Below are 12,982 nucleotides of genomic sequence, written 5' to 3'. Positions count from 1 at the left end.
ATTTGACCAAATGTTAATTTTTTTTGTCTTTCAACGTCCAAAACAATCAACCTATCGTATATAGAACTATAAAACTAAATTTAAACCAAAATTAAAATAATGAAAAAAATTTCAATCTTATTAGTAACAGCAGTTTTATTAAGTTCATGTGTATCTAAGAAAAAGTTCTTAGCTTTAGAGCAAGAACATGGAGAAACAGTTAGTGAACTAACTAAAACTCGAGTAGAAAAAGAAGAATTAGAAAATAAATTTGCAATTATAGAGGCACGTGTTAACCAATACAACTCTAAGATTCAATCTTTAAATAGTGATGTAGAAGGCTTAACTTTAGAAAACAAATCTAAATTTCAAGTTTCTAAGGATGGTACTGTAGCATCTGGAGCAAGCAAAGAGAAAATGCGTGCTACATTATTAAATGTTAGTCCTGAAAAATTAGCTGGAGCTAAAACTTTAAAAGATTCAATGAATTTAGCGATTCAGTACAATTTAAGTAAGGCAATGAACACCAATGATCTTAACGAAGATGAAGACATCGTTGTTGATATTAACGAAACTGTAGTAATGATTTCTATTGATGATGATATGTTATTTAGCACTGCAAGTTACAGAGTAGGTAACAAAGCTGATAAAATCTTAAAGAAGTTAGCAGACGTTATTAACTCAGAGCCAAGCTTAGACGTCATGGTAGAGGGTCATACAGATTCTAGATCAATCAACACAGAGAAGATTTCAGATAACTGGGAATTAAGTGTTTTACGTGCAACTTCAGTTGTAAAAAAATTACAAAACCAGTTTAACGTTGCTCCTGAGCAATTAATCGCTTCTGGTCGTAGTAGTTACCAACCTCTAGTAGAAAATGATACTTGGTCTAATAGAGCTAAAAACAGAAGAACACGTATTATTTTAATGCCAAACATTGACAAGTTCTTTGCAATGATGGAAGAAAAATAAGACATTGTTTATAAAATATAAGTTGATTTAAACTTACTAAAAAAGCATCCTCCCGAACAAATCGGCATTGGATGCTTTTTTTGTTTTGAAACGTTTATAACGCTATAAAGTAAGCGTTGTATACATATAATAATCTAGCAACAGCACAATTAAATTATGGATAAAGTGAATTACAATACCATACCACAATGTGTTGTACTTACTCCTTAAATAGCCCAAAACAAGACCAAATGGAAAAATCCATAACAAACTTATAAACGAAAAATGAACTAATGCAAATATAAAAGCTGTCGCAATTATTGTAATTCTTTCACTGACTATCTTTTGTAGTTGATTAAACAAGAAACCTCTAAAGGCTAGTTCTTCAAATATTGGAGGCAAAATGGCTATAAATATTATGGACCAAAATAATGGATAATTTAAATAAACATAGGTTTCATAATAATTTTCATCTATAGCTTCAAAAAAATACGTGTTTAAAAACTCAAATGTGTAATACACTGAGAAGGCAGAAAAGATGGGGAATATAATAGTGAATATTATTATTCTCCAATTTATAACAGGTAATTTATAAAGCTTTAAAATGACTTTAAAATCAAACACTGCAAAGCCCAAAACTAATAAAGCGAATATACCTTCAGTAGTAAGTTCCGAACTAAGACTTTGCTCTATCTCAGAATTCACGTAGTAACTCAGAGCTATAAAAACTAAAAATACAACGTAGAAAACTATAATAAGATTTAACGTTCCTGCTCTATTTTCTATGATAGATTTCTTTATTTCTACACCACAATTTGGGCAAAATTTTATCTCATTCTCAAAAGTTACTTGACATTTTTTACAACTAAAAGTCATTTAGATACAGCTATTAATTTACTTCCTTATAGATGAGGCAGAATATACACCTTTACCCAAATAAGCAATTATTAAAATTTTAAAAATTATACCTTTTATAATAGTTGCAGGATCAATAATTGTTGAAATAATAATGGTGGTTAAATATAAAAGTAATCCTAATAAAATGGCCACCAAAGGTTTTTTGGACGTCCAAGATCCTAAAAGAAGATAAATAATACCTAAAACTACGTTAGTTACAAGTACAGAGGCATCTTGATCTGTAAAAAAGAAAATAAAGCCAAATAGCATGGTAACTCCAGCGATGATGTACAACACATTTCTCGCCGATTTAATTTTTTTATCAGCATCTAATTCATTGCTTTTTTTCATGATATTTCTAGCATGAAACTGAGCTACATCTTTTTCTGTACCATGTTCTGGGAAGCCACATTCTGGGCAAAAAACAGTTTCAGCAATCATAAGTGTGTTGCATTTAGAACACTCTAAATTCTTAACTTCTGTAAGTATAGGTTCTTCCATCTAAGCTTATTTGGGGAATTATTTCAACAATATAGAAAAAAAGTATCTACTTTAGTAAACATCCAATAAATACTCGTTATGATTAAAACTATTCTCGTTGCATTTCTATGTTTTACTTCACTAATAGCTATGGCTCAGAACGTTTCTGCCAAAAACGTATTAGAAAAAGCTATTGACTACCACGATCCAAACGGTAACTGGCAATCATTTAATGATAAGTTCACAGTAGAGATGACGACACCAAATTCTGCAAAACGTACAAGTCATATTTCTATTAATTTACCTGATGAATATTTTGAAGTAGAAGCTACAAGAGACACAGTTACTACAACCTATACTCTAACGAAGAAAAAGTGTGCAATGTACTATAACGGCATGTTATTAGATAGTATAGCTGCTAAAGAAAAAAAGATGTCTTGTGATAGAGCTTTACTTTATAAAAACTACTACACTTATCTATATGGCTTACCAATGAAACTGAATGATCCTGGCACCAATCTTAGCGATAAAGTTGAAAATAAAACTTTTAAAGGAAAAGACTATTTAGTATTAAAAGTTACTTACGATGAAGCTGTTGGTAGTGATGTTTGGTATTTTTATTTTGATCCTATAACGTATGCTATGGAAATCTATCAGTTTTTTAAAACTGATGATAACGGAAACGAAAAACCAGATTCTGGAGAGTATATTCTACTATCTGAAGAAGCTATGGTAAATGATATTAAAATGCCTAAAGTAAGAGCATGGTATTATAATAAAGGGGACAAGTATTTGGGGACTGATAGTTTGATTGAAGATTAAAGATTATTTAGAACTTTAATAGTTTTGACTTGCTGAATTTATTTTAGCATCTTATGTATCCATGACTATTAGATTCAGAAACAAGTTCAGAATGACAGACCTTTATTTAAATTAAAAAAGCACCTCAATTTTGAGATGCTTTTTCCTATTTAGTTTTACTTGTATTAGAGTTTTAATTACCCTTCACAGCTAGTACATTCCTTCTTTTGCTTAAACTTCTGTGCAGCATTCATACTATGTTGGTAGTACAATGATTTTACACCTAATTGCCATGCAGTAACATAAAGCTTATTAATATCCTTTACAGGCATATCTGGATGCACCATAATGTTTAATGACTGTGCTTGGTCAATATGATTTTGTCTATTAGCAGCTTGATAGATAATAGTCATTTGATCTATTTCTGAGTAGGTTTTAAACACATCCTTCTCGTGATCTGTAAGACCTTCTAAGTGCTGTACTGAACCATCGTAATCTCTAATGCTTCTCCAAATTTCTGATGTATTCATTCCTTTTTCTTCTAATAAAGCTGTTAAAAAAGGATTCTTAATCGTTGTTTTAATTTTAGCAATATCTTTTACATAACTATTAGACCATATTGGCTCAATACCTTGTGATACTTGACCTAGAATAAAAGCTGAAGATGTTGTTGGTGCTACAGCATTTAAAGTGGTATTACGTCTTCCGTAACCTTTTAAGACTTCTGGCTCACCAAATAACTTTGCTAATTCTTCTGAAGCCTTAACCGATTTTGTTTTAATTGTTTTAAATATTTCACTATTTAAATCAAAAGCTTCCTTGCTATCAAAACCAACCATTTTAGATTGTAATAATGAGTGCCATCCTAAAGCGCCTAATCCTAAAGCTCTATTTTCTTTTGCGAAATTGTAAGCCTTCTCCATAAACATAAACGTCTGTCTGTCATCTCTATCTGCAGAATCTCTATAAACCTCTAGCTTAGTGATAAATTCTTCTAAAACAGCATCTAGGAAATAAACCATAGTTTCTACTGCGTCAGTATCTTTCCACTTATCATAATGTAATAAGTTTATAGACGATAACACACATACAAAAGACCATCTTTCGTTGGTTGGCAACATTATTTCAGAACATAAATTACTTGCGTAAATTTCATGTTTATTTTCTCGGTATACTTCTGGAGCATTATTGTTAGCATTATCCTTAAAGAAAATATAAGGATATCCTATTTCGCCTCTACGTTGTAATACTTTGGCCCAAATAGCACGCTTATCTGTATCACCATCAATCATTTCTTGCATCCACTCGTTACCTACAGTAACACCATGCGTTAACTCTTGAATTGGATTCCCTTCTGTTCCTATTTCTAAAAACTCATGGATATCATTGTGCTCAATTGGTAAATATGGAGAAAAACGACCTCTTCTTACAGAACCTTGACTTACTACATCAACCATTTTTTCAAACAATTGCATAATATGTACAGCTCCAGAAGACTCTCCATTATTTTTTACTGGTGCACCTCTATGACGAAGTTTACCAAAATAACCAGAAGTACCACCTCCTAGTTTAGACATCATACCTACTTCAGATTGTGTGTAAAGAATATCACCCATATCATCAGATATATGCGAACCAAAACAACTAATTGGCAAACCTCTCTTTTTACCAAAGTTAGACCAAACTGGCGATGCTAATGAATAATAACCTTCTGCCATATAGCCATAAAACTTATCTGCAAAACCGTCAATACCTAAAATCTTTTCTGCGTTATTAGCAATTTCTCTAATTCGCTCTTCAGGTGTTGTGTCTTCAGTAAGGTAACCAGATGCTAAGAATTGACGACTATGGTCTGTTAACCATTTAATTTCTGGCTCTGACTTTGCTTCTTTTATAGCTTCTTTTCTGGCTTTTAATAATTCATCGTGATTTGAGGTTTTTGTAGTTTCTAAATTTGCTTTTAGTTCAAGGTCTGGATTAATGTGGTCGTTCATAATTTAAAATAGGTCGTCGCTAGTTATACTTTTTGTTCTTTTGCTATAGTTGATAGAACGTTTCACGAAGAAATCTCCATGTTTCGTTCCTATAATTTCGTCATCAAACCATTCGGTTTGCTCTAATAGTGTATCGTTTACATCAAATACTTTTTCAATGCCAATACTTTCTAATGAATTATTGAATCTATTTTTAATAAATTCATTAATCACATCTTTTGGTAAAAATTCTAATTCACCTGCTTCAAAAATCCAATCCACAAGTTTACTTTCAGATTTAAATGCTTCCTCACAAAGTTCTCTTACTAAAGCACTGTGCTCTGCATCAAACCACGTTGGGTTTTCTTCTTTAATAATTCTTATAATGTCAATACCAAAATCACCATGAATTTGCTCTTCTTTTGAAGTTGCTTCTACAACATTAGAAACTCCTTTAAGCATGTTTTTATGCTTATTAAAAGCCATAATAATTAAAAATTGAGAGAATAAAGACACATGCTCAATAAAAAGAGAAAACAATAAAATTGATTCTGCATACTCCTTATTATCTTCACTTTTAGCGTTTTTTAAAGCCGTTTCTAAATAATGAACACGTCTCATTATTACTGGCTTTTTCTTTAAGTGCTTAAATTCATTGTTAAGACCTAATATTTCTAATAAGTGCGAATAAGCATCATGGTGACGTACTTCACTCTCTGCAAATGTTGCACCTACTGCTCCAATTTCTGGCTTAGGCATTTTATTATAAATCTCTCCCCAAAAAGATTTTACTGCAACTTCAATCTGCGAAATTGCAAGCATTGTATTTTTAATAGCATTCTGTTCTACAACAGTTAATCTTGTTTTAAAATCTTGAATATCACTTGTGAAGTTAAATTCAGAATGAATCCAATATGAGTGTCTTATCGCATCAACATATTCATTTAAAGCAGGATATTCGTAAGGCTTTAAATTAATACGTTTTTCAAAAATATTTGTTTTTCTGCTTCTAGCTTGTTCATCTCTATACAGTATGTATGCCTTAGCAACACCTGGAAAAGAACTAACCATTAACTTTTCTTCTACAAGATCTTGTACTTCTTCTACAGTAGGCAAGTAATTATGGTCTAAACCTTTTCTTTCTAAAAGCGTTTGTAAAACATTTACAGAAATTTTATTCGCATCTTCTTTTGATCCATTACCAACGGACATCATTGCCTTTTCAATAGCATTAGAAATCTTATTTAAAACAAACGGACTTGTTTCATAATCCCTTTTTATAATCTGCGTAATTTCCATAAATTTTTAGTTTAAAGCCTAACAGTCATTAGAACGATTTTAACCGTTCAAAACCATATTAATAAATCCGTAAAATGTGTTTTATTTTTCCCTAACAAGGAATAACTGAGACAACGTTTGTATAAAATTCAGTTTCTAGATCGAAAAAAATTAGAATGAATGATAATATTTTGTCCTGAACAAAGATTGACATTTGTTGTTAAAAAAGAAAGGGTATGTTATAAACGTTTTCAACAAGTTTTTAACAAACTCTTGTATCGCCCATAAAACGTACATTCTGCATAAAAACTGGTTAACCAATTGATTTACAGTAATTTAAAATAATTTTTAAATTTAAAAAAATGTAGGTTTTATCGTGTTAAAACTAGGCCTAGCAGTGAAGTTTATTAGTGGTGATACTTATAAAATAATGTTAAAATTACAAACAAAAAAGAGCACTGTTTAAGTGCTCTTTTTCCCCTAATAACTAACTTTAAATTAATGCGCATCAATTTTTTCACAAATTGATTACAATAATTAACACTGAAATGAAAAATCAGATTTTCTAAATCGTAATTTTATCAAATTAATAGCTTGAATCCGAAAAAGCAAAACCCTCATTGTGCTTATATGCATTCGGTTTCATAACTCAAATATCATTATAATATGCTTATAATCACGATTCTAATGTATAAATGGTAAAAAATAATGTATAAATGGTTTTACCTATTAATCCGAATTAAATATTTAGCATTCTATACACAAAACGATGCATTGCACACATCTTTACACTCAAAATATTTATTATATACATATATTTATATGAAATAAATGCACCACATGTTAAAAGCAGTAATTGTAGACGATGAACCTAAGGCTATCCAAAGTTTAATTTGGGAGCTTAGTAATTTTAAACAAGAAGTTGAAATTATGGCTTCTTTTTCAAACCCAGATGAAGCCCTAAAGTTTTTAAACTCTAATACTCCAGACTGCTTGTTCTTAGATGTGCAAATGCCAACTATTGGTGGGTTTCAATTTTTAGAACAAATAAATCACTCCGATTTTGCCGTAATTATTACTACTGCTTATGATGAGTATGCTATTAAAGCTTTAAAGCACGAAGCCATAGATTACCTTTTAAAGCCTATTGATTCTGACGACTTAAGAGAGAGCATCTATAAAATTAAAAAACACAACGAGCGCAGCATTAACTCTAATAAATTAGAGCGAATGCTCACAAATTTTAATTCTCAACACGACAAAAAACGGATTACAATAAACACAGATGGTAAATTGCTTTTTTTAGATGTTGATGATATAGTCTACATAGAATCAGACGGCAACTACAGCACATTATTTTTACAGAATCAAAAAAAAATTGTAGTTACCAAAAAACTTAAAGAGGTAGATGCTATTTTACCTGAGCACTATTTCTTCAGGATTCATAACTCCTATATTATTAATTTGAATAAGATTAAGGCATTTATAAAAAACGAAGGCTATGTTATTATGGATAGTGATCAAAAAATTCCTGTAGCACGTCAACGAAAATCAGATTTTTTAGAAAAACTCTAACCTATGAAATCTTTGTACCCAAAGCAAGTATTTTGTCTCTGTTTAATTATCTTACTTATCAGCTTAAATAGTAGTGCACAGCAATTATCATTTGAAAACTCACTATCATTTGTAAACAAAAATCATCCCACTCAATATTCTCAATTAGATTCAATATTAAAGCCGTTTGAACAAGACAGTTTAAAAATGAAACATCTACTCGCAGTTTCTGCAAAGAATCGTAATTACGAGGCCTCATGTTATGCGCTAAATGCTCTTGGTATTGTTAATAGAAATATTTCTAATTACGACTCGTCTATACGATACCATCAAAAAGCTAAAATATATGCAGATTCTGCTAAAAGCATAGAATTAAAAATCATTAGCCTTAATATGATTGGTGTTGCTTACCGAAGAATGGATATTATTAAACCAGCACTAGATTACCACACTGAAGCTCTAAAAACCGCCTATTCTGTTGAAAGCCCTTCACAGACTGTAAAACGGAGTATTGCTGTATCACAAAATAGTATTGGTAATATATATATGGCATTGAAGCAATTTGATTTAGCCATTACCCAATTTAAAAAGTCTCTAAAAATTGAAAAGGATGGCAATAACAAATTAGGACTTGCCATTAACTACCACAACATAGGATATGCAGAGGAAGCAAAAGGCAACCTAGAAGGTGCTTTGACTAATTATCAAAAATCATTAGAATACAATAATGCTATAGACTCTGAAATAGGACGTGTAATTTGTTTCAATAGCCTTGGTGCCATTTACTTAAAACAAAAAAAATACGATGAAGCAGAACCAATTATAAGAACAGCTCTTGATAAAGCCTTAAACCTAGATGACCAGTTCTATATTGCATCTTCGTATCTCAATTTAGGTACATTACAATATAATTTAAAGAACTATGAAACATCGGAAAAAAACTTAAAGAAAGCACTAAATATTGCTAGTTCTTATAATCTTAGATCCTCAGTTGCCGAAGCTAGCAAAATGCTGTCTAAAATTAATGAGGAATATAAAAATTACGAAGTTGCTTTAGATTACTATCATCAGGCCGTAGACATTGAAAACACCATCTTAACCGAGCAAAACTTACAATACGTTAACGACATTGCTGTAGAATATGAAAATGTAAACAAGAATAATCAAATTAAAGCTTTGGCTTTAGAAAACGAATCGGTTAGACTTCGATTAGAGCGTAATAAAAATATACTATTATTTACTTCTCTACTTTTGGTCATTATAGGAACCATTTTATATATCATGAACAGGACCAAGGCTTTAAAACGCGATAAACATATTTTAACTTTAGAGCAAGATATGTTGAGAAGTCAAATGAATCCTCATTTCATTTTTAATTCGCTCAATTCCATAAAGCTTTACATTATTAATAACGAAAAAGAAAACGCTGTTTATTACCTCAACAAATTCTCTAAACTCATTAGAAAGATTTTAATGGCTTCAAAAGAAAAAGAAACATCGCTTAATGATGAACTTGAAACTATGAAACTTTATATGAACATAGAGAACATCCGTTTTTCTAATGAAATAGATTTTAAAATTAATGTAGATCCTTCTATAAACACTGAAATCACTAAAATCCCTTCTTTAGTTCTTCAACCTTTTTTAGAAAATTCCCTATGGCATGGCTTATCTTCTAAAGACAGTAATAAGAAAATAGAACTAAATGTTAGTAAAACGTCTTCAGATTTCATTAATGTTGAAATTATTGATAATGGTATTGGTAGAGCTGCATCACAGAAAATAAAAAAACAAAAGAAACTACAACGAGACTCTGTAGGTATTGACATAACAAAGGCGCGATTATCAAACTTCTCTGAATCTTTTGAAAACTCATACACTCTAAAAATTGAAGATTTATATGAGAATAATCTACCATGTGGTACTAAAATAACACTGCAAATACCTACAAAAAAATTAAAGGAAAATATTCACAAACTAACCTCCAAAAGCGCTTAACATAGAACCATATTTGGTAGTATCAATAGAAAAGTCTGTTTCTTCTAAGCCAACGCACTCCATTGTCATGTTGTTTTTAGATTTCTTTTTGTCTTCATAAATCATTTCCATCATTAACCCATTTTCTGTGTACTTTTTCATAATGTCTGCATCAAGCCCTTTTGGTAAGTTTTTAGAATTAGAAGCAAATGCGCTACTCAGACTTACAGGAACATCATCCGTAATGTAAAATGTAATTTTCATTTTATCATTCTCTGTAACGTAGCCTTCACATTCATAGCCATTGATAGTTTTAGAATCTATTTCAGTAAATGAATAATCAGACATATCATCATTAGAGCTAATATCTGATGCTTTTAATTTAGTCTTTTGTACTACCTTTTTTCCCATCATTTCCATAAACATTGCTGTAATTTGTAGATCAGAATCCATTACCATAAAAATCTCTGAGTCTGAACCAGATTTAGACATTTCTTCGCTGTTAAAACCAAAATAAGATTCATCTTCATTAAGATAATAATCAAAAGTAATATCGCCTTTTTTATGGGTCATTTTTAATTTGTAGATATAATCAAATTCATATGAATCTGGAAGTTCTACTTTACTTGCTTTACCAATTTGAGAGAAGGCAGTTTGAAGCGTTAATAAACAAAATATAAATAGTAAGTTTTTAGAAATAATTGAAGTTTTCACTAGGTTTATTTTTTAGATTAATTACTCTGAAATTAACAATTAAAATCTATATATCAGAAGTTTATGTATAAACAGAGGCCAATATTGTATAATCGGAAGATAAATTTACCACTCTTATTAAAAGAACAAATTAAGATGGAACACAACTAATTGGAAAATATTAATCACTTACGATTATAACCATCGGCAACTTTCTCTAATTCAGCATACCAATCTTCTCCAAATTTTCTAATTAAAGCTTCTTTTACAAATTTGTAAATTGGCACTTGTAATTCTTTCCCCAAAGTACAAGCATCATCGCAGATTTCCCACCTATCGTAATTAACACCAGAAAACTCAGTATATTCTCTAACTCTTATAGGATATAAATGACAAGACACTGGTTTTTTCCAAGTAATCTCTCCTTGGTTATATGCTTCTTCAATGCCGCAAAGTGCCGTTTTTTTCTCATCAAAAATAACATAAGCACAATCCGCTCCATTAATTAATGGTGTCTCCAAGTCACCAAAAGCAGTAACAACAGATGTACCTTGTGCTTCAATAGCTTCAATGCCTTCTTTACGTAAAAATGGTTTTACTTTAGGATATATATCTTCAAGTATTTTTACTTCATCTTTATCTAAAGGCGCACCTGCGTCTCCATCAATACAACAAGCGCCTTTACATGCTGAAAGATTACAGACAAAATCCTTTTCTATGATGTCTTCTGAGACAATAGTTTTTCCGAGTTGAAACATGTTGTAAAAATACTTAAACTTAAACTATTTCAAAGTTGAAATGTTATTTATCATCAATTAATATTGCATATCTCCAATAATGTCGCACCTTTGCAAAAAATTTGAGACCCTAAAGGTTTTATTTGATTTTAAAGCACTAAAAAACAGCAGTTTAAAGTCTATTTTTATATTCTAAAACACATTTTAATATGGAATTACAATTCGATTTTAAAGAAATATTTACAGCCTTTATGGTACTTTTTGCAGTTATTGATATTATAGGTAACATTCCTATTATTATGGATTTAAGACAAAAAGTTGGTCATATACAAAGTGAAAAAGCATCTATCATTGCTGGTGTCATTATGATTATATTTTTATTTGTAGGGAAAAGTCTCTTAAACCTAATAGGTATTGATGTCAATTCTTTTGCTGTAGCAGGTGCATTTGTAATCTTTTTTATTGCACTAGAAATGGTTTTAGGCGTAACTCTTTATAAAGACGATGACCACGATGCTATGACGGCTTCTGTGTTTCCATTAGCGTTTCCTCTAATGGCAGGACCTGGTAGTTTAACAACATTGTTATCTTTACGTGCAGAATTTGCGATCGAAAACATTATTGTTGCTGTTATTTGCAACGTTATTTTAATTTACATTGTATTAAAGACTTCATCTAAAATCGAAAATTTTATTGGAGCTAATGGTATTAAAATAATAAGAAAAGTTTTTGGCGTAATTTTACTAGCGATTGCTGTAAAATTATTTGCTCATAATATTAAAGAATTGTTATCTTAAAAAATTAATCATGAAAATTTTCACAATTATACTAACTGTAATTGCAGTAGCACTTATCATTTTTAATACAACTAAATTAAATTTTGATGCTCTATTAACTGGAGAAAGTCAAACGGCATTAATCACAATTATTACAGCACTTTGTGCAATTATACTGTTACAAATTTTAAGGATATCTAAAAAAATAGAGAAACTTTCAAAAAAAACAGAGCCTAAATAACTAATTTAAAACTTAGTATTTAGGCTTGTAAAACTGGTGTTCTTATACTAGTTTAACGATGTATAAGTGACATCAAAAGAACCTTCGGTAAAAGTATATGTAGTACCACCAGCTAAAAGAGCCTCTCCTACAAAATTAAATGTACCAGAAACTTTTCTGGCTTCTACATTATGTGCCGTAATGGTTAAACTACCCTCTGATGATATAAAACCATCACCATTACTATCATCATAGCTTGCTACCAATTGTAAACCCTCTACAGTGTATGAATCGCCTGCATTTGCACTAATAGGAAAATTAATAACAACATTATTACCGTTAGCCTCACTACCAGAGATAGAAATTGTGGAGCCTTGAACTGTAATAAAACCGTTTACAAATTCAGGATTGTAATCTGAGCCATTAATTTTTGAATAAAAAGAATTATCATTAACAGAATTTGGAGACGAATTATCATTATCTCCACAAGACGCTATGACAATTGCTAATACCATGCATAAAATTGATTTTAATACTTTCATTTTAAAATAGAATTTAATTTAACTAATTTATTTATTAATGAAAGTTTTCTAAAAATGTAAACATCATAATATTAGATATCCAAATTTAATTTCATTGCAATTCTTTTTCTCTAACTTTGAGTTT

General features: G+C 30.4%; 13 protein-coding genes. 6 read left to right on the top strand and 7 right to left on the bottom strand.

Annotated elements, in window-relative coordinates; translation table 11 throughout:
• The first annotated feature begins 99 nt into the window (after positions 1-99).
• Positions 100-951 (top strand): OmpA family protein, encoded by an 852-nt coding sequence (locus Q0891_RS02700; protein ID WP_299098525.1) that lies wholly within the window; start codon positions 100-102, stop codon positions 949-951.
• Between the two features lie 102 nt (positions 952-1,053).
• Here the strand turns inward: Q0891_RS02700 and Q0891_RS02695 are convergent, their stop codons facing one another.
• Together Q0891_RS02695 and Q0891_RS02690 are read right to left on the bottom strand one after the other, a co-directional pair.
• Positions 1,054-1,806 carry a type II CAAX endopeptidase family protein gene (locus tag Q0891_RS02695; protein ID WP_299098524.1) on the bottom strand — a complete coding sequence of 251 codons (753 nt, stop codon included), beginning with the start codon at positions 1,804-1,806 and terminating at the stop codon, positions 1,054-1,056.
• A gap of 18 nt (positions 1,807-1,824) precedes the next feature.
• Complete coding sequence (locus tag Q0891_RS02690; protein WP_299098523.1) at positions 1,825-2,328, bottom strand: zinc ribbon domain-containing protein; 504 nt, start codon at positions 2,326-2,328, stop codon at positions 1,825-1,827.
• Positions 2,329-2,406: 78 nt separating this feature from the next.
• Here Q0891_RS02690 and Q0891_RS02685 point away from each other — a divergent pair, with 78 nt between their 5' ends.
• Positions 2,407-3,129 carry a DUF6503 family protein gene (locus Q0891_RS02685; protein ID WP_299098522.1) on the top strand — a complete coding sequence of 241 codons (723 nt, stop codon included), beginning with the start codon at positions 2,407-2,409 and terminating at the stop codon, positions 3,127-3,129.
• A 176-nt stretch (positions 3,130-3,305) separates the two neighbouring features.
• On the opposite strand, the gene Q0891_RS02680 is transcribed toward Q0891_RS02685, so the two are convergent.
• Positions 3,306-5,102, bottom strand: coding sequence for a ribonucleoside-diphosphate reductase subunit alpha (locus Q0891_RS02680; protein WP_299098521.1), 1,797 nt, complete (start codon positions 5,100-5,102; stop codon positions 3,306-3,308).
• A 3-nt stretch (positions 5,103-5,105) separates the two neighbouring features.
• Entirely contained in the window at positions 5,106-6,380 is a 1,275-nt protein-coding gene (locus Q0891_RS02675; protein ID WP_299098520.1) for a ribonucleotide-diphosphate reductase subunit beta, read from the bottom strand.
• 819 nt (positions 6,381-7,199) lie between these two features.
• Here Q0891_RS02675 and Q0891_RS02670 point away from each other — a divergent pair.
• Complete coding sequence (locus Q0891_RS02670) at positions 7,200-7,934, top strand: LytTR family DNA-binding domain-containing protein (protein WP_299098519.1); 735 nt, start codon at positions 7,200-7,202, stop codon at positions 7,932-7,934.
• A gap of 3 nt (positions 7,935-7,937) precedes the next feature.
• Positions 7,938-9,911 carry a tetratricopeptide repeat protein gene (locus tag Q0891_RS02665; RefSeq protein ID WP_299098518.1) on the top strand — a complete coding sequence of 658 codons (1,974 nt, stop codon included), beginning with the start codon at positions 7,938-7,940 and terminating at the stop codon, positions 9,909-9,911.
• Here the strand turns inward: Q0891_RS02665 and Q0891_RS02660 are convergent.
• Both Q0891_RS02660 and Q0891_RS02655 read right to left on the bottom strand, forming a co-directional pair.
• Complete coding sequence (locus Q0891_RS02660; protein ID WP_299098517.1) at positions 9,891-10,604, bottom strand: DUF4412 domain-containing protein; 714 nt, start codon at positions 10,602-10,604, stop codon at positions 9,891-9,893. The two genes, Q0891_RS02665 and Q0891_RS02660, sit on opposite strands and share 21 nt — an antisense overlap.
• Before the next feature lie 164 nt (positions 10,605-10,768).
• On the bottom strand, positions 10,769-11,341 hold the full coding sequence (locus tag Q0891_RS02655; RefSeq protein ID WP_299098516.1) for a DUF3109 family protein: 573 nt from the start codon (positions 11,339-11,341) through the stop codon (positions 10,769-10,771).
• A gap of 188 nt (positions 11,342-11,529) precedes the next feature.
• On the opposite strand from Q0891_RS02655, the gene Q0891_RS02650 reads away from it, so the two are divergent.
• Together Q0891_RS02650 and Q0891_RS02645 are read left to right on the top strand one after the other, a co-directional pair.
• Positions 11,530-12,117, top strand: coding sequence for a MarC family protein (locus tag Q0891_RS02650; RefSeq protein ID WP_299098515.1), 588 nt, complete (start codon positions 11,530-11,532; stop codon positions 12,115-12,117).
• 10 nt (positions 12,118-12,127) lie between these two features.
• Complete coding sequence (locus Q0891_RS02645; RefSeq protein WP_299098514.1) at positions 12,128-12,337, top strand: hypothetical protein; 210 nt, start codon at positions 12,128-12,130, stop codon at positions 12,335-12,337.
• Between the two features lie 47 nt (positions 12,338-12,384).
• Here the strand turns inward: Q0891_RS02645 and Q0891_RS02640 are convergent, their stop codons facing one another.
• The gene (locus tag Q0891_RS02640; RefSeq protein WP_299098513.1) at positions 12,385-12,858 is read right to left on the bottom strand and encodes a DUF6252 family protein; all 474 of its coding nucleotides are present in this window, start codon (positions 12,856-12,858) and stop codon (positions 12,385-12,387) included.
• Positions 12,859-12,982: the final 124 nt, after the last annotated feature.

This window comes from uncultured Winogradskyella sp., from assembly GCF_947498005.1.
Lineage (GTDB): Bacteria > Bacteroidota > Bacteroidia > Flavobacteriales > Flavobacteriaceae > Winogradskyella.
Note: the sequence above shows the minus strand (reverse complement) of the source record. Positions and strands in the feature narration are given on the sequence as shown.

What these genes read in the sequence shown, in the direction of transcription:
- Q0891_RS02700 (WP_299098525.1), top strand. Translation starts at nt 100, where the DNA reads ATGAAAAAAATTTCAATCTTATTAGTAACAGCAGTTTTATTAAGTTCA.
- Q0891_RS02695 (WP_299098524.1), bottom strand. Translation starts at nt 1,806, where the DNA reads ATGACTTTTAGTTGTAAAAAATGTCAAGTAACTTTTGAGAATGAGATA.
- Q0891_RS02690 (WP_299098523.1), bottom strand. Translation starts at nt 2,328, where the DNA reads ATGGAAGAACCTATACTTACAGAAGTTAAGAATTTAGAGTGTTCTAAA.
- Q0891_RS02685 (WP_299098522.1), top strand. Translation starts at nt 2,407, where the DNA reads ATGATTAAAACTATTCTCGTTGCATTTCTATGTTTTACTTCACTAATA.
- Q0891_RS02680 (WP_299098521.1), bottom strand. Translation starts at nt 5,102, where the DNA reads ATGAACGACCACATTAATCCAGACCTTGAACTAAAAGCAAATTTAGAA.
- Q0891_RS02675 (WP_299098520.1), bottom strand. Translation starts at nt 6,380, where the DNA reads ATGGAAATTACGCAGATTATAAAAAGGGATTATGAAACAAGTCCGTTT.
- Q0891_RS02670 (WP_299098519.1), top strand. Translation starts at nt 7,200, where the DNA reads ATGTTAAAAGCAGTAATTGTAGACGATGAACCTAAGGCTATCCAAAGT.
- Q0891_RS02665 (WP_299098518.1), top strand. Translation starts at nt 7,938, where the DNA reads ATGAAATCTTTGTACCCAAAGCAAGTATTTTGTCTCTGTTTAATTATC.
- Q0891_RS02655 (WP_299098516.1), bottom strand. Translation starts at nt 11,341, where the DNA reads ATGTTTCAACTCGGAAAAACTATTGTCTCAGAAGACATCATAGAAAAG.
- Q0891_RS02650 (WP_299098515.1), top strand. Translation starts at nt 11,530, where the DNA reads ATGGAATTACAATTCGATTTTAAAGAAATATTTACAGCCTTTATGGTA.
- Q0891_RS02645 (WP_299098514.1), top strand. Translation starts at nt 12,128, where the DNA reads ATGAAAATTTTCACAATTATACTAACTGTAATTGCAGTAGCACTTATC.
- Q0891_RS02640 (WP_299098513.1), bottom strand. Translation starts at nt 12,858, where the DNA reads ATGAAAGTATTAAAATCAATTTTATGCATGGTATTAGCAATTGTCATA.